General features: G+C 66.4%; 16 protein-coding genes and 4 tRNA genes. 9 read left to right on the top strand and 11 right to left on the bottom strand.

Translation table 11 applies throughout. From position 1 onward, the window contains the following. Positions 1-24: 24 nt before the first annotated feature. From thrS to JSQ98_RS03375, 4 genes are all read right to left on the bottom strand, one after another. A complete protein-coding gene (gene thrS / locus JSQ98_RS03390; protein WP_211648370.1) occupies positions 25-1992 on the bottom strand; it encodes a threonine--tRNA ligase in 1968 nt (655 codons plus the stop codon). A gap of 90 nt (positions 1993-2082) precedes the next feature. Next, positions 2083-2352 carry a hypothetical protein gene (locus JSQ98_RS03385; protein WP_211648369.1) on the bottom strand — a complete coding sequence of 90 codons (270 nt, stop codon included), beginning with the start codon at positions 2350-2352 and terminating at the stop codon, positions 2083-2085. A gap of 121 nt (positions 2353-2473) precedes the next feature. Beyond that, a tRNA-Val gene (locus JSQ98_RS03380) sits at positions 2474-2546 on the bottom strand. Positions 2547-2662: 116 nt separating this feature from the next. Continuing rightward, positions 2663-3682, bottom strand: a complete 1020-nt coding sequence (locus tag JSQ98_RS03375) for a hypothetical protein (protein ID WP_211648368.1) — start codon at positions 3680-3682, stop codon at positions 2663-2665. A gap of 161 nt (positions 3683-3843) precedes the next feature. Here JSQ98_RS03375 and JSQ98_RS03370 point away from each other — a divergent pair. The 5 genes from JSQ98_RS03370 to JSQ98_RS03350 all read left to right on the top strand — a co-directional run bounded on the left by JSQ98_RS03370 (position 3844) and on the right by JSQ98_RS03350 (position 5350). Then, positions 3844-3916, top strand: a tRNA-Gly gene (locus JSQ98_RS03370). A 43-nt stretch (positions 3917-3959) separates the two neighbouring features. After that, positions 3960-4030: transfer RNA gene (locus JSQ98_RS03365), tRNA-Cys, on the top strand. Positions 4031-4057: 27 nt separating this feature from the next. Then, positions 4058-4129 (top strand) — tRNA-Val (locus JSQ98_RS03360). 190 nt (positions 4130-4319) lie between these two features. Continuing rightward, positions 4320-4925 carry a class I SAM-dependent DNA methyltransferase gene (locus JSQ98_RS03355; RefSeq protein ID WP_211648367.1) on the top strand — a complete coding sequence of 202 codons (606 nt, stop codon included), beginning with the start codon at positions 4320-4322 and terminating at the stop codon, positions 4923-4925. A gap of 68 nt (positions 4926-4993) precedes the next feature. After that, entirely contained in the window at positions 4994-5350 is a 357-nt protein-coding gene (locus JSQ98_RS03350) for a VOC family protein (protein ID WP_090149783.1), read from the top strand. Between the two features lie 61 nt (positions 5351-5411). On the opposite strand, the gene JSQ98_RS03345 is transcribed toward JSQ98_RS03350, so the two are convergent. The 3 genes from JSQ98_RS03345 to JSQ98_RS03335 are packed head-to-tail and all read right to left on the bottom strand — an operon-like array spanning position 5412 to position 8225. Beyond that, the gene (locus JSQ98_RS03345; protein ID WP_211648366.1) at positions 5412-5936 is read right to left on the bottom strand and encodes a type II toxin-antitoxin system PemK/MazF family toxin; all 525 of its coding nucleotides are present in this window, start codon (positions 5934-5936) and stop codon (positions 5412-5414) included. 5 nt (positions 5937-5941) lie between these two features. After that, positions 5942-7000, bottom strand: a complete 1059-nt coding sequence (gene zapE / locus JSQ98_RS03340) for a cell division protein ZapE (RefSeq protein WP_090148851.1) — start codon at positions 6998-7000, stop codon at positions 5942-5944. A gap of 28 nt (positions 7001-7028) precedes the next feature. Beyond that, positions 7029-8225: an alpha/beta hydrolase family protein gene (locus JSQ98_RS03335; RefSeq protein ID WP_211648365.1), complete on the bottom strand. Its 1197-nt coding sequence runs from the start codon at positions 8223-8225 to the stop codon at positions 7029-7031. A gap of 80 nt (positions 8226-8305) precedes the next feature. Here JSQ98_RS03335 and JSQ98_RS03330 point away from each other — a divergent pair, with 80 nt between their 5' ends. The 4 genes from JSQ98_RS03330 to JSQ98_RS03315 all read left to right on the top strand — a co-directional run bounded on the left by JSQ98_RS03330 (position 8306) and on the right by JSQ98_RS03315 (position 13575). After that, entirely contained in the window at positions 8306-8923 is a 618-nt protein-coding gene (locus JSQ98_RS03330) for a DUF3000 domain-containing protein (RefSeq protein ID WP_200328893.1), read from the top strand. Between the two features lie 5 nt (positions 8924-8928). Continuing rightward, entirely contained in the window at positions 8929-10119 is a 1191-nt protein-coding gene (locus JSQ98_RS03325) for a ribonuclease D (RefSeq protein WP_211650387.1), read from the top strand. 123 nt (positions 10120-10242) lie between these two features. Beyond that, entirely contained in the window at positions 10243-11436 is a 1194-nt protein-coding gene (locus JSQ98_RS03320) for a thiolase family protein (RefSeq protein WP_249290926.1), read from the top strand. A 3-nt stretch (positions 11437-11439) separates the two neighbouring features. Next, a complete protein-coding gene (locus tag JSQ98_RS03315) occupies positions 11440-13575 on the top strand; it encodes a 3-hydroxyacyl-CoA dehydrogenase NAD-binding domain-containing protein (protein ID WP_211648364.1) in 2136 nt (711 codons plus the stop codon). Positions 13576-13683: 108 nt separating this feature from the next. Here the strand turns inward: JSQ98_RS03315 and dxs are convergent, their stop codons facing one another. The 4 genes from dxs to JSQ98_RS03295 form a co-directional block, all read right to left on the bottom strand. Next, positions 13684-15636 carry a 1-deoxy-D-xylulose-5-phosphate synthase gene (gene dxs, locus JSQ98_RS03310; protein WP_211648362.1) on the bottom strand — a complete coding sequence of 651 codons (1953 nt, stop codon included), beginning with the start codon at positions 15634-15636 and terminating at the stop codon, positions 13684-13686. A gap of 139 nt (positions 15637-15775) precedes the next feature. Further along, positions 15776-18463 (bottom strand): aconitate hydratase AcnA, encoded by a 2688-nt coding sequence (gene acnA, locus JSQ98_RS03305; RefSeq protein WP_211648360.1) that lies wholly within the window; start codon positions 18461-18463, stop codon positions 15776-15778. 63 nt (positions 18464-18526) lie between these two features. Then, complete coding sequence (locus JSQ98_RS03300; protein WP_211648357.1) at positions 18527-19375, bottom strand: DUF3159 domain-containing protein; 849 nt, start codon at positions 19373-19375, stop codon at positions 18527-18529. Continuing rightward, positions 19372-20046 carry a DUF3710 domain-containing protein gene (locus tag JSQ98_RS03295; protein WP_090148829.1) on the bottom strand — a complete coding sequence of 225 codons (675 nt, stop codon included), beginning with the start codon at positions 20044-20046 and terminating at the stop codon, positions 19372-19374. The genes JSQ98_RS03300 and JSQ98_RS03295 overlap by 4 nt, the downstream gene beginning before the upstream one ends. Positions 20047-20049: the final 3 nt, after the last annotated feature.

The raw sequence follows: 20049 nt of genomic DNA, 5'->3' as shown, positions 1-20049 counted from the left end.
CAGCTCCCGAACCCGCGCTTCCGACTACTCCGACCATGCCGTCGAGACCTGCTCGTGCGAGCGGATCGCAGCGGTGATGCGATCGATCGCCTCGTCGACCGGCACGCCGTTCAACTGCGTGCCGTCGCGGAAGCGGAAGCTGACGGCGCCCGCCGCCCGATCCTCCTCGCCCGCGATGAGCTGGAACGGGACCTTCGCCTTCGTGTGCGTGCGGATCTTCTTCGGCATGCGGTCGTCGCTGTGATCGACTTCGGCACGCACGCCCTGCTCGCGCAGGCGCGCGACGACCTCGTCGAGGTACTCGCCGTACTGCTCGGCCACCGGAATGCCGACGACCTGCGTCGGCGACAGCCAGACCGGGAACGCGCCGGCGTAGTGCTCGAGAAGGATCGCGAAGAAGCGCTCGACCGAGCCGAGCAGCGCCCGGTGGATCATGATGGGCTGCTTCCGTGTCCCATCCGCCGCCGCATACTCCAGCTCGAACAGCTCTGGTTGGTTGAAGTCGAGCTGGACGGTTGAGAGCTGCCAGGTGCGGCCGATCGCGTCACGGGCTTGCACCGAGATCTTCGGCCCGTAGAACGCGGCCCCACCGGGGTCGGCGACGAGCTCCAGCCCCGACTCCTCGCCGACCTCGCGAAGAGTGTCGGTCGCGAGTTCCCACTGCTCGTCCGAGCCGACGGACTTCTCGGGATCGCGGGTCGACAGCTCGAGATAGAAGTCGTTGAGCCCGTAGGCGCGCAGAGTGGAGAACACGAACTCGAGCTGTCGCTTGATCTCGTCCTTCACCTGATCGTCGGTGACGTAGATGTGCGCGTCGTCCTGAGTCAAGCCGCGCACGCGCGTGAGGCCGGAGAGGGTGCCGCTCTTCTCGTACCGGTACACGGTGCCGAACTCGGCCAGCCGCAGCGGCAGCTCGCGATAGCTTCGAGCGCGCGCGCGGAAGATCAGGTTGTGGAACGGGCAGTTCATGGGCTTCAGGTAGTAATCCTGCCCCTGTTTGACGACGTTGCCGTCGCCATCCGTCTGCTCGTCCAGGTGCATCGCCGGGAACATCCCGTCCTTGTACCAGTTGAGATGCTGACTGGTCTCGAACAGCGTGCCCTTCGTGATGTGGGGGCTGTTGACGACCTCGTACCCGTTCTTCAGCAGCTCGGAGCGCATGAAGTTCTCGATCTCGTGACGGATGATCCCGCCCTTGGGGTGGAACACCGCGAGGCCGGATCCGATCTCGTCCGGGAAGCTGAAGAGGTCGAGCTCGACCCCGAGCTTGCGGTGATCGCGCTTCGCGGCCTCCTCGAGACGCGTCTGGTAGGCACGCAGTTCGTCCTTCGACGGCCACGCGGTGCCGTAGACGCGCTGCAGCATCGGATTCTTCTCGCTGCCGCGCCAGTAAGCGCCGGCCGATCGCATCAGCGCCCAGCCGTTGCCGAGCATGCGCGTGCTCGGCACGTGCGGCCCACGGCAGAGATCCTTCCAGCAGAGCTCGCCTGTCTTCGGGTCGATGTTGTCGTAGATGGTGAGTTCGGCACCGCCGACCTCGACGCTCTCACCGTTCTCGTCTCCGGCTGCTCCACCTTTCAAGCCGATGAGTTCGAGCTTGTACGGCTCGTCCGCGAGCTCGGCGCGAGCCTCGTCCTCGGTCACCACGCGTCGCACGAAGCGCTGCCCCTGCTTGACGATCTTCTGCATCTCAGAGGAGATCGCCTTGAGGTCTTCCGGCGTGAACGGCTCCGCGGGGTCGAAGTCGTAGTAGAAGCCATCGGCGATGGGCGGGCCGATGCCGAGCTTCGTCTCAGGGTTGATGCGCTGCACGGCCTGCGCGAGCACGTGAGCCGCCGAATGCCGCAAGATATTGAGGCCGTCCTCCGAGTCGATCGTGACGGGCTCCACCGTGTCCGTATCCGTGATCTCCGCCGCGAGATCTCGCAGCTCTCCATCGACGCGCATCGCGACGATCGAACGATCGGTGAAACGGGAGAAGCCATCGGCCACGGGTGAACTCCTTCACTGTGGAGGTCGGAAACGACGGGATCGCGAACGCGAACGCGCCGGGTCGGCGCAGATGCCGGCCACCGTACGATCCTACTGGGTTCCCGAGGTGTCGACCTCCGGAGCGTCGACGCGCTCATCAGGGGCGCTCGGAGTGAACCGTCGGCGCCCCGCCGTGAACCAGACCGTCGCTCCCACGAGCGGAATGGCGGCGATGAAGAAGATCCAGGCGATCATCTTGGGCCAGCTGAGCTGAGCCCCGAACTTCGCGAGCGAGAGGATCGCCCAGAGGCCGAGGACCGCATGGGTCAGGGCGAAGATCCCCGGCAGAAAGTCGAGCGCGGTGATGGCCGGAGCGTGCATGGGCGCCAGACTACCGGAGCGCCGCGCGCCGTCTGTGCAGGGCCTCCGGCACGAGCATTCGCGTGCACGCGGGCGCTCAAACAAGAACACCCCCGCGGTGTGAACCACGGGGGTGCTGCGGTGGGCGATACCAGACTCGAACTGATGACCTCTTCCGTGTGAAGGAAGCGCGCTACCAACTGCGCCAATCGCCCGTGTGCACTCCCGGAATGCGATGATTCCCGTCCGTGCCAACCTCAAAGATCATACACGGAACCAGAGTGCGGATCGCACCGTCGCCGACAAGCGGCAGCTTTCCGCGGATCCCCCCTCACTCGTTCGGGCGTGTCGTGATGGGGGCGAGGTCGCTGTCGAGGTGCTCATCGAGTTCCGCGCTGACCTTGCCGAGCGTCTCGAGCTCGTCGCGAAGCGCGTTGTATCGATCGATGTCGGCCTGGAGCTGGGCGAGCTCGGAGTCGATCTCAGCTCGCCGCTGCTGCAGCGCGGCCGCATCGCGCTGCTGCTGCTCAGGATCATCGCGGTATCCATCGCGTTCGAGTCGGGAAGCGTAGTCCGTCGCATCCTCGTTGAAAGCTTCGACGGTCTCGCCGTATGCCGAGCTGCGCCGCTCCACATCTGCGCGCAGATCGGCCATCTCGGCCTGCAGTGCGTCGACCCTGGCCTGCAGATCGTTGAACACCGTCACGTAGGTTTCGAAATCATCGATCAGTGCGGACCGATTCGTGAACCACTGCGCGTAATGATCCTCCAACCACTGCGGCAGCTCGCGCACCTCGGTGCCCAATACCGAATGCAGCTCGTTCGCGAAGGCAGCGTCCGGCAGATGCTCGTATACACTCATGCGTTCTGCGAGCGCCGCATCCGTTGGCGCGAGTTCGTCGTACACCTCCCGCAGGCGCGAGGCGAGCAGCGACCGGTCCCCCTCGCCGAGCCGATGGAACGCCGCGTGGAGCAGTTCATGGGCCGCAGTGATCTCCACGACCTCGCTCACACGGTCATCCGTGACGTCGAAGAGGTGGATGCGGTCGGCGGTGTAGCAGCCGAGCACGTGCCCCTGCTCCGAGTGGTCGACGTCGGCGCACTGCTCGTTGAAGTGCTGGCTGCCGTCCACGGTGGGATGCGTCGCGATGAAGATGCGACGTCCGGTCTCCGTGAGCTCGAGATCGTCTGCCAGATCGCTCACCCGAGGGCTCATCTCGTAGTTCATTCCCGCGAGGTGATCGCTGATCTCCTGGCGCAGCAGCATCGCGCCGACCGCGAGGGCGACGAGAGCGAGGAACACGGAGAAGCCGATCCATCGCTTCAGAACCGCTGCCGCCCCTTCAGCCATGGAATAACAGTATCCGCGCGGCTGCCCGGCGGTGGGAAAAACTTGCCGGATCCGCGCGAAGACGGCGCGAATCGAGGCGGCGCGCCCGGGATGGCCGCACCGATTTGCACCCCCGGCGCCGCTTCCCTATAGTTATTCAGGTCGCGGTAACGCGGTGAAATGCGGATGTAGCGCAGTTGGTAGCGCATCACCTTGCCAAGGTGAGGGTCGCGAGTTCGAGTCTCGTCATCCGCTCTAGTGCCCGAGCTTGCTCGGAAACTTATGGTAACAAAACTACGGTGGCGTGGCCGAGAGGCGAGGCAGCGGCCTGCAAAGCCGTATACACGGGTTCGAATCCCGTCGCCACCTCGTCTCACAACTGAATAGCCTGAACAGGCGCGATTGGCGCAGCGGTAGCGCGCTTCCCTGACACGGAAGAGGTCACTGGTTCGATCCCAGTATCGCGCACAGATAGACCCGGCCCCGGCCGGGTCTTTTTCTTTCCCCAGTGACCTCGCGAGCATCGCGAACGCGATGCGTTCGCACGAGATGCTCGCGCTGGTTCGATCCCAGTATCGCGCACAGATAGACCCGGCCCCGGCCGGGTCTTTTTCTTTCCCCAGTGACCTCGCATCACGCGGCGCACTAGGGTGGAGCGATGTCAGCCACCGCGATCCGACGCTCGTACGACGCACGGGCGGCCGAATATGCCGACCTCTTCGCCTCCGTCGACGCAGCCCCCGCTGACGATGTCGCAGAGATTCGCGAATGGGCGGCACGGTGCAGCGGCCCCCTCGTCGATGCCGGCTGCGGCCCGGGCCACTGGACCGACGATCTGCGCCGTCAGGGCGCTGAGATATCGGGCTTCGACCTCTCCCCCGCGTTCATCGAGATCGCGCGCCAGCGCTTTCCGCACAGCGAGTACCGCGTCGCGGATCTCGCGCGGAGCGGCGTCGCCACGGCTTCCGCGGGTGGAATCCTCTCGTGGTTCTCGCTGATCCACACTCCGCCGGCTGAGGTCGACGCAGTTCTCGCCGAGTTCGCCCGCATCTTGGCTCCCGGCGGCCGTCTGCTTCTCGGGGCCTTCGCCTGGCCGGAGCTGGAGCCGTTTGCGCACGCCGTGGTCACCGCCTACCGGTGGCCACGCGGAGAACTCGCCGGACGGCTCGTCTCTGCAGGGTTCGAGCTGCATCGAGTGAGTGAGCGCACACCCGAGGGGGCACGACCGCAGTGCTCGCTCGAAGCCCGACGTTCCGAAGAGTGATTGCCGGGCGAGGAACCGCACCGCACAATGGAGGTGACCAGAACATCGGCTTCGAGATGGGAACACTCATGGCACACCTCGGTACCCTTCACAGCTTCGTTCTCGACTGCCCGGACCCGCGGGCGCTCGCGGAGTTCTATCGCGGCCTCGTCGGGGGGACGATTCAGGCTGACGGGGACGACTGGGTCGATCTTCGGATCGATGGCATCGGGGCGAAGCTCTCCTTCCAGCAGTCCCCAGGCTATGCCGCACCCGTGTGGCCGAGCGATGACGGCGATCAGCAGGCGCACCTCGATATCGCGGTGCCTGACTTGGCCGGTGCCCACGACGACGTGCTCGCGCTCGGCGCTCGCCACATCGAGTCCCATGACACGTTCCGGGTTTACCTCGATCCAGTCGGCCACCCGTTCTGCACTGTCGTGTAGCGCGGCAGGATCACTGAGCGTGCGGACGGCTGGGCGTCGACCGCTGCGAGCTGCGCCCGATTCAGCCTTCGGGCGCGTGGACTCCGTGCGCGCGCATCACGGCGCCGGCGGCGTCGACGAAGCGACCGCGCTCGAGCACGTGTCCTTCTCGGCGCACCCGCGCGTCCGGTAAGCGCAGCACTCGGTCGGTCGCGAGGAAGCTCTCACGCCCCTGACCATCCCAACGACCGGTTCCGACCGAAACGAACCCGCGGTGCTGCTTCGTGCTCAGGTAGCATCCGGCGGTCGTTGCCGCATCGATTCGCGCGATGATGAGCACGGGGCGATCCTTGCCCCTGCCGTCATGCTCGGCATACGGCACCCAGGCCCAGACGATCTCGCCCGGATCCGGGGCGCCGTCGGGGTCTGGCGCGTAGGCGAGGCGCAACGCGCGAATCTCGGCGAGCGTGAGGTCCCGATCCTCTGCGACGTCGTTTCGCCCGATACCCCGCCGGACGGAAGGAGTGGGCCGTGTGGGCTTCCGGAGCGCCGAGGCCAGCGAACGCAGGAGTCTTGAGACCGTGCGCGATACGTTCCCCCGCCCCATCTCCGTTACGCGATCTCGCTCGCCGAGAGAGCGTTGAGGCGCGACATGCAGCGCAGGTACTTCTTGCGATATCCGCCGTCGAGCATGCCTCCGCCGAAGACGGTGGTGATCGGCGCACCCGTGGCACGGATCGGGATCTGAGCGTCGTACACGCGGTCGATAAATGCCACGAATCGCAAGGCGGACGACTGGTCCGTCAGCACGTGAACGTCGCGCAGGCCGATGCACTGCACGCCCGTCAGGAGGCCGCTGTAGCTCGACGGGTGCACGGTCGCGAGATGCTCGATCAGCGCGGAGAAGTCGTCGTCCGTCATGCGCTCGTGCGCTGCAGCGACATCGGCGAGGGCGAAGCGGTACTCCTCGTCGGAGAGCGGAACCGCGTCTCCTTCGAGGTCGCGCTGCCGGTAGTCGACGCCATCGATGCGAATCGTCGTGAAGCGATCGGACATCGCCTGGATCTCGCGCATGAAGTCGGCGGCCGCGAAGCGCCCTTCTCCGAGCGCGTTGGGCGGCGTATTCGAGGTTGCGACGAACTTGGTGCCGGTGGACGTGAGATCGCCGATCAGGCGTGTCATCAGCATCGTGTCGCCCGGATCATCGAGCTCGAACTCGTCGATGCAGATCAGGCGAGCCCCCTGAAGCACGCTGACGGCACCGTTGTACCCGAGAGCACCGACGAGCGCGGTGTACTCGATGAACGTTCCGAAGTACTTGCGTCCGGTCGTGGCGTGCCAGGTCGCCGCGAGGAGGTGGGTCTTACCCACCCCGAACCCGCCGTCGAGATAGATGCCGGGCTTGGTGGGCGCGGCTGAAACAGACTCCGCCTTCTTCCGCCCGAAACCGAAGAATCCCCCGCGAGACACGGCTGGAGCTGGAGCCGCGAACGCGCGCAGCAGCTCCCGAGCCTCCTCCTGCGACGGATAATCGGGGTCCGGCCGGTACGAATCGAACGACGCGCGATCGAACTGCGGCGGTGGAACCAGCGTCGCTACGAGTTCGGTGCCACTGATCGTGGGGCGCCGATCGACGAGACTGGCGGTGCTGTGCTGGGAGTCTGAGACCATCACCGATAGTGTACCGTCGTCGCGTTGCTCAGCCGCGCCAGGGCTGGTGCGGCAGGGCACGGACGAACACGCGGGTCACCGCTTCCCAACCGCTGCGGTCCACGTTCCACAGCTTCACGTGCTCGGCCCCGGGTTGCATTCGAAGCTGTACGAGGTCGGGGCGCAACTCGGCGAGCCGCTCCGCTCCCGCCGACGGCACGAACGTGTCAGCTGTGCTGGCATGGATGAGGACCGGCACAGTGAGTTCGGGCGCGAATGTCTCGGGGTGCAGCGTCGCGATCGGAAGCCCGCCGCTCTCGCCACCCGTGACGAGGCCCCTGGAGAGCATCTCGACCCCGAGACCTGCGATCGGTGCAGGCACTGACTGCGCCGTGGCGTGGTAGCGGAGCAACGCGCTCCAGTCCACTGCGGGCGAGTCGAGGATCAGGCCGTCGATGAGTGCGCGGTGGACGCCTCGGGTGGCAGCAACGAGGCACGCGGTACCGCCCATGGACCAGCCGAAGAGGGTCACCCGCTCGGCTCCTCGTCGCCGGGCTTCGGCGATCGCCGCATCCACGTCTCGGCTCTCCGAGAACCCCACGCCGTAACGACCGCCAAGGCCGGGAGGCGCGCCCGGATCGTTGCGGTAGGAGATGACGAGGTTCGTGATCCCGCTGCGCGCGAGCGGGATCACGCCGCGCAGCGTCTCCTCCGGCAGCGCCCGGCGTCCGTGCACGTGGACGGCCCACCGACGCTTGCGCGCGAAGCGCGGATGCACGATCCAGGCGTCCGCCTCGCCGAGCTCGGTGCGGTACGTGATCCGATCAACGCGGTACCCGAGCTCTTCCGGGGCGGTGAACCACCACCCCGTGATTCTTCCGCGGGTCTCCGCCTGAAGCGCGCCGCGGTCGACGGCGACGAGCTCGCGCACCACCGTCTCGCCTTCGATCGCGATCACCTCCCCCAGTCGCGCATGGCCAGCGCCTCCGTCGAAGATGAACGAGTACCGGCCGGGGAGATCCGCATCGGCACCCCGCAGATGCACCTGCCTCCGCTCCGGTGAGCCTCCGGCCTCGGATATCCGGATCACGGTGACCGGAGATTCGGGAACGACAGCCGGGGTCACCGCTCGTCGCGCGAGCGCGGCTCCGCCGAGTATCGAGCCGACGGACGCCGCGATCGCACCGCCGCCGAGTACGCCGACAATCCCGAGTGCGAGCGCTCGCCCCCAGCGCAGTCCTTGCATGGGCTTGCCCTCCCCTGTTCCCCGCATCACGGCGTGGCACCGGCGTGATGTTCACAGCAAACTCTAGTGTCGCCTGTGTGATGGCACGCATCAATGGCACCCACGTCGACTTCGACACGGCGTCCGAGCAACTCCGGAACGCGCGCCTGCGTGAAGAACTCGTCTCCCAGGAGATCCCGGCGCCGGAGCGCATCGCTCCGAAGTCGATTGCGTTCGCAGCGGGCGTCGCCCGTGGAGCGCGCGGTGGAGCCACGGCGGAGACCGCTCTCGAGTCACCCTATGGCGCCGGCCGGATCGTGCTCATGCACGACGAATCGGCCGTCGACGAGTGGGGTGGTCCCTTCCGGATCGTGTGCTTCGCCCAGGCGCCCCTCGAGCTCGAGATCGGCGTCGATCCGTTCATCTCCGATGTGGCCTGGTCGTGGTTGGTCGACGCGCTGGACTCGCGCGGCGCTCGATACGTCTACTTGTCCGGCACCGCGACGAAGACCCTGTCGAGCAGCTTCGGCGCACTCGAGGCGCGCGGTGACTCCGCGCAGATCGAACTTCGAGCCTCATGGACTCCGACGGGTTCGGATTTCGGCGTCCATGCGGAGGCGTGGTCGGAGCTCGTCTGCCTGCTGGCGGGACTGCCCCACGCTGAGGGAATAGACTCCATCGCGGCACGGCGATCCCGCCAAGCCGCGGAAGGGGTATGAACAGCATGACGATCTCCCAGTCGGAGCTCGACATCGAGTGGACGATGGTCACCGACGCGGAGGGTCTCCTGGCCGCTTCGACGGCGCTCGCGGCGGGGCACGGCCCGGTGGGCGTGGATGCCGAGCGCGCCTCGGGATTCCGCTACGGCGGCGAGGCGTACCTCGTGCAGGTGCACCGCGCTGGCGCCGGCACGTATCTCTTCGATCCGATCGGGATCGAGGATTTCGCCCCGCTGCAGCGAGCGATCGGCGATGCCGAGTGGATCCTGCACGCGGCGTCGCAGGATCTCGCCTGTCTTGCCGCCCTGGGACTGGTGCCGACGCAGCTCTTCGATACCGAACTGGCCGCGCGGCTGCTCGGATTCGAGCGTGTGGGTCTCGGAGCGATCGTCGAACTCCTGCTCGGGATCACACTCGAGAAGGCCCACTCGGCCGCGGACTGGTCGCAGCGTCCGCTTCCTGCCGACTGGCTGGAGTATGCAGCGCTCGACGTCGTCCTGCTGCCGGATCTGCGGAACGCCGTCGCGGCCCAGCTCGAGGCGCAGCAGAAGACGGAGTTCGCCCGCCAAGAATTCGAAGCGACGCGCACCAAGCCGGAGAAGCCGCGCTTGGAAGAACCGTGGCGCAAACTCTCCGGCGGGAATTCGCTGAAGACTCCGCGAGCACTCGCTTTGGCGCGAGAGCTCTGGGAGGGCCGTGACGCTCTCGCTCGTGAGCGCGACGTCGCACCTGGGCGCCTGATACCGGACTCCTCCGTGGTCGCAGCAGCGAGCGCGAATCCTCGGTCCAAAGGCGACCTTGCGCGGTTGCGCGACTTCAAGGGCCGGGCGAGCCGCAGCGAGCTCGACCGGTGGTGGGCGGCGATCCTCCGGGGGAAGACCACCGAGAATCTTCCCGGCCAGAAACGTCGGGATCCCGATTCGATTCCGCACCATCGCTTCTGGGCCCAGCGGGATCCCGATGCCGCGGCGCGCTTGGACGCGGTGCGAGCGCGGATCGAGCAGGAATCGGCTGCGAGAAACATCCCGCTCGAGAATCTGCTCACCCCGGATACCCTTCGGCGCCTCGTCTGGCGCCCGCCCGTGGATCGTTCGGAGACCGGCGTCGCACTCCGTCTCAAGGAGCTCGGCGCGAGGGACTGGCAGATTGGCATCACTGCACCAATCATTGCCGAAGCTTTTGTAGATCTTCCATAATCGAATCGCAACTCCCCCGCGAAATCACAGTGCCCTCGGTACGTCCGGTTCCGCGTGACACTCCGTCTCTCTAGTATGGAAACGACGCAGATCACCAATGCTGATGGAGGCGAAGTGGCCGCAATGAGAGAAGTCGTGTTCGTAGACGGTGTCCGCACCCCGTTCGGGCGAGCAGGCGACAAAGGCATATATGCAGGAACCCGTGCAGACGACCTGGCGGTCAAAGCACTCCAGGGGCTCATCGAGCGCAATCCCGAGCTTCCGCTCGATCGCATCGATGACGTGGGCATCGCGGCGACGACGCAGCAGGGCGACCAGGGGCTGACACTCGGTCGCACGGTGTCGATGCTCGCGGGCATCCCCGTGACGGTGCCCGGCTTCGCGCTGGACCGCATGTGCGCCGGCGCACTGACCGTGGCTTCGTTCATGGGCGCAGCGATCGGAGCGGGGCAGTACGACCTCGCGGTCGCCGGAGGCGTCGAGCACATGGGGCGCCACCCGATCGGGCTCGACGCCGACCCGAATCCGCGATTCGTCGCTGAGAAGCTCGTGAGCCCCGATGCGCTGAACATGGGCATCACGGCTGAGCGCTTGCACGATCGCTTCCCGGCCCTCACCAAGGAGCGCTCCGACCGGTTCGGCATGCTGAGCCAGCAGAAGGTGCAGGCCGCCTACGACCGCGGAGACATCCAGGCGGACCTCATTCCGGTCGCCACGCGCTCCGAGTCGGGCTGGGGCCTCGCGACGGAGGATCAGGGGCGCCGCCCTGAGACGACGATGGAGGGTCTGGCCACGCTGAAGACCCCCTTCCGCCCGCATGGCCGCGTGACCGCGGGTAACGCCTCGCCGCTCACCGACGGTGCGACGGTTTCCCTGCTCGCCGGAGGAGACACGGCCAAGCAGCTCGGTCTCTCCGTCAAGATGCGCCTGGTCGGATTCGCGTTCGCCGGTGTGGAGCCAGAGGTCATGGGACTCGGACCGGTGCCTTCCACAGAGAAGGCGCTCGCGCGCGCCGGCCTGACCATCGATGACATCGGTCTCTTCGAACTGAACGAGGCGTTCGCGGTGCAGGTGCTGTCGTTCACCGACCACTTCGGCATCGCCGACGACGACCCTCGCGTGAACCCCTGGGGCGGGGCGATCGCGTTCGGGCACCCGCTCGCGGCGTCGGGGGTCAGGCTGATGACGCAGCTCGCCCGCCAGTTCGCGCAGCGACCTGACGTGCGCTACGGCGTCACCGCCATGTGCGTCGGCCTCGGTCAGGGCGGTACCGCCATCTGGGAGAACCCGCATTTCGACGGAAAGAAGGGCAAGTAAGCCATGACCGACTACCGCAGCATCGACTTCTCTCCGCTCATCGCAGCTTCCGACGACGAGGTCGTCACCGAATCCCTCGTGCAAGATGTGCGGCTCCCGTCCGGCGGCACGCTCGCGCTCATCACTCTCGACAACGGGCGCGACCACACCCGCCCGAATACACTCGGGCCACGGACCCTCCAGGGGCTCGGGAACGTGCTCGACGAGCTCCGTCGTCGCGCCGCCGCAGGTGAGATCGCAGCCGTCGCCGTGACGGGAAAGCCGTTCATCTTCGCCGCCGGAGCCGACCTCTCGAAGGTGTCGACCCTCGCGACGGAGGAGAACGCGCGACTCATGGCTCAGTTCGGCCACTTCGTTCTGGGCAAGTTCGGTGAGCTCGGCGTTCCCTCATTCGCATTCGTGAATGGCCTCGCGCTCGGCGGAGCGATGGAGATCGCTCTGCACTGCGATTACCGCACGCTCGACGCTTCGACCGCTGCCCTCGCCTTCCCGGAGGTGTTCCTCGGCATCATTCCCGGCTGGGGTGGCGCGACGATCGTTCCGAACCTCATCGGGATCGAGCAGGCGCTCGAGATCATCGTCTCGAATCCGTTGAAGAACAATCGTATGCTGAAGCCGAAGCAGGCGTTCGAGATGGGACTCTTCGACGCGATGTTCGGCGCCGCGAGCTTCCTGGAGCGTTCTATCGCTTGGGCCGACGGCGTCATCTCGGGGTCCGTGAAGGTGGACCGCAAGCATGTGCCGGGCAAGCTGGAACGGCTCACGAAGTGGCCGGCTGCCATCAAGATCGCTCGCGACACGCTGAAGGCGCGTATCGGCACCACCGCGAAAGCGCCCTACGCAGCCCTCGATCTGCTCAGCGCTGCCAAGGACAATGATCTGGCGCGCGGGTTCGAGCGCGAGGATGAAGCACTCGCCCAGCTCATCTCGGGAGATCAATTCGCAGCTTCGGTCTACGCCTTCGACCTCGTGCAGAAGCGTGCGAAGCGACCGGCGGGAGCCCCGGATACGCAGCTCGCGAAGCCGGTGCGGAAGGTGGGCGTCATCGGCGCGGGACTGATGGCGAGCCAGTTCGCCCTGCTGTTCGCCCGCAAACTGCGTGTGCCGGTGCTGATCACGGATCTCGATCAGTCGCGCGTGGACAAGGGGCTCGAGTACATTCGCGGTGAAGTCGACAAGATGCTCGACAAGGGTCGGCTCACGGCTGATGACGCGAACCAGATCAAGGACCTCGTGCGCGGCACGACCGACAAGTCGCAGTACGCAGACTGCGACTGGGTCATCGAAGCCGTCTTCGAAGAGCTCGGCGTCAAGCAGCAGGTCTTCTCGGAGATCGAGTCGATCATCTCGGAAACCGCCATCCTCGCGACGAACACCTCCTCGCTCTCGGTGCACGAGATCGGCGAGCGGCTCTCCCACCCCGAACGGCTCGTCGGATTCCACTTCTTCAACCCGGTCGCGGTCATGCCGCTCATCGAGGTGGTGCGCACACCGACAACGAACGACGAGTCTCTCGCGACGGCGATGGTCATCGCGAAGAAACTCGGCAAGAGTGCGGTCATCACCGCCGATCGCCCCGGCTTCGTCGTGAATCGTCTCCTTGCGAAAGTCATGGGCGAAGCAGCGCGCGCCCTCGACGCTGGCACCCCACTTCCGGTCGTCGAACGTGCGTTCGCTCCCATCGGGCTGCCAATGGGGCCGTTCGAGCTCATCGACCTCGTCGGTTGGAAGGTCGCCGCCCACGTGCAAGACACCATGGTGGCCGCGTTCCCCGACCGCTTCTACGCCTCCGAGAACCTGCACCGGCTCGCTGAGGTGGAAGAGCCCCTCGTCAAGTCGAAGCTGGGGAAGGTCGAAGATCTCTCCAAGTCCGGCAAGAAAGTCGTGACGCTCGGCAAGACAGCAGTGAGCGAGGAGGAGATCCTCCGTCGGGTCGAAGACGAGCTCGCGGGCGAGATCAAGATCATGCTCGATGAAGGCGTCGTCGCTGCGGCGGAGGACATCGATCTGTGCCTGATCCTCGGCGCCGGTTGGCCCTTCCAGGCCGGCGGCGCGACACCATATCTCGACCGCTCGGGCGCGAGTGAGCGCGCCTTCGGCGGGACATTCCACGATCCTCGGATCGCGGGAGCTCGCTGAGGCCGACGGGACGATGAAGCGGGGCGGGTGGGAGTCGATCCCCCCGCCCCGCTTCATCGTTCAGCGCCCGTCGGGCATCGGTATCGGCGCCGACCTCCGCCGACCCTCTCAGCTCACAGGTCGATCGCTGGCTGCAGGGCGAGCGATCGGCACGCGATCGCCGCGCACCTGCTCGGCCACAGCAGCGGCGATCTGGTCTGCCGTGAGGCCAGCGTCGGCCAGCAACTCCGCACGTGAGGCGTGACCTGGGAACGCGTCGGGTGTGCCGAGTTCGCTCACCGCGGTGTCGACGCCCGCATCGCGGAGCGCTTGGCGAATGCGAGTACCGACGCCTCCGACGCGAATGCCGTCTTCGATCGTGATCACCAGGCGGTGCTGCTCCGCGAGCTCGACGAGTGACCCGGAGACGGGCACGACCCAGCGTGGATCGATCACGGAGGAAGAAATGCCGTCGCGCTCCAATTGTTCAGCCGCCGCAAGCGCAATGGAAGCCATGGGCCCCACCGCGACGAAGAGCACATCCCGGTACTCCCGTCGCGCGATCTCCGTCTCGCGGAGTACCTCGACGCCGTCATTCAGACGACGCAGCGCGGGGATGTCGTCGCCGATCGCACCCTTGGGGTAACGCAGCACCGTCGGGCCGTCGTCGATCGCGACCGCTTCGCCCAGTTCCTCCCACAGCGATTGCGCGTCGCGCGGTGCGGCGATCCTGATGCCGGGGACCACCTGCAAAGTGGCGAGGTCCCAGACGCCGTTGTGGCTCGCGCCGTCCGGGCCCGTGATTCCGGCTCGGTCGAGCACGAAGGTCACGCCGGCCCGGTGCAGTGCCACATCCATGAGGAGCTGGTCGAACGCACGGTTCATGAACGTCGCGTAGACGGCCACCACCGGGTGCAGACCACCGTATGCGAGGCCAGCAGCGCTCGCCACTGCGTGCTGCTCTGCGATACCGACATCGATCACACGGCCGGGTAGCCGTGATGCGAGCAGGTCGAGTCCGGTCGGCACGAGCATCGCCGCGGTGATACCGATGATGCGATCATCTGCCTCCGCGAGATCGACGATGCGCTCCCTGAACACCGATGTCCAGCTCCGGCCACCCACCACTTCCACGGGTTCGCCGCTTCCGGGATCGATCTGGCCGATCGCGTGGAACTGGTCAGCGATGTCGTTCTCGGCTGGTGCGTAACCGCGACCCTTCTCGGTGATGACGTGCACGAGGGTCGGGCGTCCGTAGCCCTTCGCCTGGCGCAGCACCTCCTCCACGGCGTGGAGATCGTGGCCGTCGACCGGTCCGAGATATTTGATGTCGAGATTCGAGTAGAGGTCTTGGTTATCGGAAGCGCGGCTGACGAATCCGCGCATCGCTCCCCGGGCCGCACGATAGACGGTGCGGCCCGGCGTCCCGAGACGGGAGAACAGCTTCTCGCTGCCCTCCTGCAGATCGCGATAGGCGTCCTTCGAACGCACGGAGTTCAAGAACCGGGCCATGCCGCCGATCGTCGGGGCGTACGACCGTCCGTTGTCGTTCACGACGAGCACGAGGTTGCGGTCATTGTCGTCGGTGATGTTGTTCAGCGCTTCCCAGGTCATCCCGCCCGTGAGCGCACCGTCGCCGACGACGGCGACGACGTGGCGATGCTGTTGCGAGGGGTCGGTCTCGGCGCGACGCGCGAACGCTCGGGAGATACCATCGGCCCAGCTCAGTGAACTCGAGGCGTGCGAGCTCTCCACGATGTCGTGCTCCGACTCTGCACGCTGCGGGTAGCCGGCGAGCCCGCCGCGACTGCGCAGACCTGAGAAGTCCCGTCGACCCGTGAGCAGCTTGTGCACGTAGCTCTGATGGCCAGTATCGAAGACGATCGGGTCTCTCGGCGAGCGGAAGACGCGATGGAGCGCGATCGTGAGTTCGACGACCCCCAGGTTGGGTCCGAGGTGCCCTCCAGTGCGCGACACCGCGGCGATCAGGAACTCACGGATCTCCGCGGCGAGCAACTCGCACTCCTCGAGCGTCAGCGCGTCGAGATCACGCGGTTCTCGGATTCGATCCAGGATCGCCACCCGCCGACCTCCGTTCCGCCCGACCGGGAGGGTCAGAGCATCCCCTCAGTCTACTCGGGGGCCGCCATCCGAACTGCCGCCGCACACGCCTCTGCGTCCGGGCGCTGGTCGCGCACGGACGCAGAGGCGTGATCCCGAACTAGACGAGCGAACGAAGCACGTACTGCAGGATGCCTCCGTTGCGGTAGTAATCCGCTTCACCCGGAGTGTCGATGCGAACGACCGCGTCGAAACGCACCGAGGTGCCGTCTTCGCGCGTCGCCGTGACGGAGACCGTTCGCGGAGTCACGCCCTCGTTGAGCGCCGTGATGCCCGAGATGTCGAAGGTCTCGGTGCCGTCGAGTGCGAGGCTCTCCGCGTTCTCCCCCTCCGGGAACTGCAGCGGCAGCACGCCCATTCCGATGAGATTGGAGCGGTGAATGCGCTCGAAGCTCTCGGTGATGACGGCCTTCACGCCCAGGAGGCTGGTGCCCTTCGCTGCCCAGTCGCGAGACGAGCCCGATCCGTACTCCTTGCCGCCCAGCACCACCAGCGGAATGCCAGCTGCCTGGTAGTTCTGCGATGCATCGTAGATGTACGACTTCGGGGCGCCTTCCAGCGTGAAGTCGCGCGTGAAGCCGCCTTCGACGCCGGCGCCGTTGTTCTCGCTGGCGAGCAGCTGGTTGCGCAGGCGGATGTTCGCAAAGGTTCCACGAATCATCACCTCATGGTTGCCGCGCCTCGACCCGTAGGTGTTGAAGTCCTTCGGAGAGATGCCGTTCTCGACGAGGTATCGGCCCGCAGGGGTTTCGGCCCGGAAGCTGCCGGCAGGGCTGATGTGGTCGGTGGTGACCGAGTCGCCGAGTTTGGCGAGGACCCGAGCCCCCGAGATATCCGTGACCGGCGTCGGCTCGAGCTGCATACCGTCGAAGTACGGTGCCTTCCGCACGTACGTCGACTTCTCGTCCCAGGCGAAGGTGTTGCCGTCAGGGGTCGGCAGCGACGTCCAGTGCTCATCACCGTCGAACACCGTCGCGTACTTCTCGAGGAACATGCCCGAGTCGATCGACTCGTCGGCGATCTTCTGCACCTCGACCGGGTCGGGCCAGATGTCGCGCAGGAACACATCGTTTCCGGCCTCGTCCTGGCCGAGCGCGTCGGTGTCGAAGTCGAAATCCATCGTGCCGGCGAGTGAATACGCGATGACGAGCGGCGGGCTGGCGAGGTAGTTCATCTTGATGTCGGGGTTGATGCGACCCTCGAAGTTGCGGTTGCCCGAGAGCACTGCCGTCACGGCGAGATCGTGCTCGTTGACCGCGTCGGAGATCTCCTGGTTCAGCGGACCGGAGTTGCCGATGCAGGTGACGCAGCCGTATCCGACCGTGTAGAAGCCGAGCTTCTCGAGATCGTGGTTGAGGCCGGACTTCTCGTAGTAGTCGGTGACGACCTTGGATCCCGGCGCCAGCGTGGTCTTCACCCACGGCTTCGCGCGAAGCCCGCGCGCGGCGGCATTTCGTGCGAGGACGCCGGCCGCGAGCATCACGGACGGGTTGGAGGTGTTCGTGCACGACGTGATCGACGCGAGCGTCACCGCGCCGTGATCGATCTCGAACTCGCGCCCCTGCTCGTCCTTCACCTTCGCCGGGTTCGCTGCCTGTGCGTAGTTCTTCAGGTCGGTTTCGAACTGCGACTTCGAGTTCGTCAGCTCGATGCGATCCTGCGGTCGCTTCGGGCCCGCGATGGACGAAACGACGGTGCTGAGATCGAGCTCGAGGTACTCGCTGAACTCAGGCTCGCGAGACGGATCGTGCCACATGCCCTGCGCCTGCGTGTACGCCTTGACGAGCTCGATCTGATCCTCGGGCCGCCCCGTGAGTCGCATGTAGTCGAGCGTGACATCGTCGACGGGGAACATCGCGGCCGTCGAGCCGAACTCCGGGCTCATGTTGCCGATGGTCGCGCGATTGGCGAGCGGCACGGACCCGACCCCTTCGCCGTAGAACTCCACGAACTTGCCGACGACGCCGTGCTTGCGCAGCATCTGAGTGATGGTAAGCACCACGTCAGTCGCGGTGACGCCTGCAGGGATCTGGCCGGAGAGCTTGAACCCGACGACGCGCGGGATGAGCATCGAGATCGGCTGGCCGAGCATCGCGGCCTCGGCCTCGATGCCGCCGACGCCCCAGCCGAGCACGCCGAGGCCGTTCTCCATCGTGGTGTGCGAGTCGGTGCCGACGCAGGTGTCGGGGTAGGCGAACAGCTCGCCATCGATCTCGCGAGTGAAGGTCACTCGCGCGAGGTACTCGATGTTGACCTGGTGCACGATGCCGGTGCCCGGCGGAACGACCTTGAACTCATCGAAGGCGCCCTGACCCCAGCGGAGGAACTGGTAGCGCTCGCCGTTGCGCTGGTACTCGATCTCGACGTTGCGCGCCGCGGCGTCAGCCGTGCCGTACACGTCGGAGATCACGGAGTGATCGATCACCATCTCGGCGGGAGCCAGCGGGTTGATCTGGTCGGGCCTGCCACCCAGATCGACGACCGCCTCGCGCATCGTGGCGAGGTCGACGACGCAGGGCACACCTGTGAAGTCCTGCATGATGACGCGAGCCGGGGAGAACTGGATCTCGGTGTCGGGCTGCGCTGCAGGATCCCAGTTGCCGAGCGCCTCGATGTGCGCGCGCGTGACGTTGGCGCCGTCTTCCGTGCGGAGGAGGTTCTCCAGCAGTACTTTCAGGCTGTACGGCAGCCGCTCATGACCGGGGACCTGGTCGATTCGGTAGATCCCGTATTCCTTCTCGCCGACGGCGAGGGTGCTCTTCGCTTCGAAGCTGTTGACGGCTCCCATTGAGCTCCTCCAATGTGTCTCGATGTCAAGATAATTCTACACCCGAGTCGGCCGTGGAGGATGTCAGGTGAGCGGGGTGTTTTGCCCAGTGCTCGCGCCAGTTTCGCCAGTGGGTTCATCTGATGATCGCGTCAGCTTGCTGAGCACCATCCAGGTGAAGACGACCACGAGTGCGAACAGCGGCACCCCCATCACGAGCCGAGCGATTCCGAGGGCGTCGGTCGCGGCGATGCCGTCCGGCTCGCGCGCTGCGAAGTAGAGAGGCACCTGGACGGCGAGGCGCGCGATGAAGAGCCCGCTCCACAGCAGGGTGAGCCACATCGCCACCCGCTTCAGGGTGCGGTCGCGCCGCCATCCGGTGAGGTCGCCCCGAAGCGCTCCGAGGGCGACGCCGACGAGCGGCCATCCGATCGCCATCGAGATGAGCAGGCCCGCCGACCACGCGATGTTCGTGATGAACCCCGGAACGTAGTAGTCGGCGCCCCGTCCCGTGAGAAGCGTCGCCACGACAGCGATCGCAACGCCGGCGGCGCCGGAGAAGACGGAGACGAGAGGCTCGCGCCGGATGAGACGCACGACGACAGCGACGAGCGCGAGAGCGGCTGGGGCGATCGCTGAGACTCGCGCATCCCGGGTGAAGGTGAAGATGACGAGGAAGAGCAGACCGGGTACGAGCGTCTCCGCGACTCCACGCCAGCCGCCGATCGCGTCGAGCACACCTCGACCCGAGAGCGACTCCCCTGACATACCGGCACGCACGGTGCGCCCGAGTGCACCTCCGAATGCCGAGGATTCGGCCGCACCAGCGCCTCCGGCATCGGGCTCCGATGCCGGAGGCGTCAGCGGTGTTCGATGATCGGCCCCGGCGCCGTCGAACCGCTCCTCCGCAGAGCCGCGCCCGGTGTCGTTCACACCGGGAGCGTTCCGGCGGGAGGCGCCTGTCGCTGGCCCTGGACGCCCGCGGGAACCTTCAGCTGCAGCAGTTCGCTCGGCGGCATCGGCTGTTCACCTCGCACGACGACGAGTTCGCGGAACAGCTCGATCACGCGTTCGCGCGCCTCGGCATCGAGTGCCGCCTTGCCCATGATCACTCCGCGAAGCATCCACCTCGGCCCATCGACCGCGACGAAACGGGCGACGCGCGTTCCCCCTTGATCTCCAGGGGCGGGGGTCTTGACGAGGAGCTCCGGACCGAGCACCCCGTGCTCCTCGGAGACAGTGCCGCCCTGCGACGTCATCTGCTGAGTCAGTTCCGCTCGCACCGGGCCCCAGAGCCCCGTCTTCTTCGGAGCGGCGAATGCCTGCACCTGCAGCAATGATTCCGCGTACTCGAGCGACACCGCGATCACGCGATTCGCACGTTCGTCCACCTCGAGCCGCAGCTGCAGACCTTCGCGCGGAGCGACCTTGATGCCGCCCAGGTCGACGTAGGGACGCATCGCCGGAACCTCTGCTGCGTCGAACGGGCCCGCGGTATCGCGGTCGGAGGGCGCTGACTTCGCATCGTCGACGACGTCCGCCGTCCGTTCGCTCAATTCGACTTCGTCAGCCGAGCCCTGCTCCGGCGTCTGCGATTCGCTCATAGT

The sequence above is a fragment of the Leucobacter manosquensis genome, from assembly GCF_018304845.1.
In the GTDB taxonomy this organism is placed as follows: Bacteria; Actinomycetota; Actinomycetes; order Actinomycetales; family Microbacteriaceae; genus Leucobacter; species Leucobacter alluvii.
This window is presented reverse-complemented; position numbering and strand designations above follow the sequence as displayed.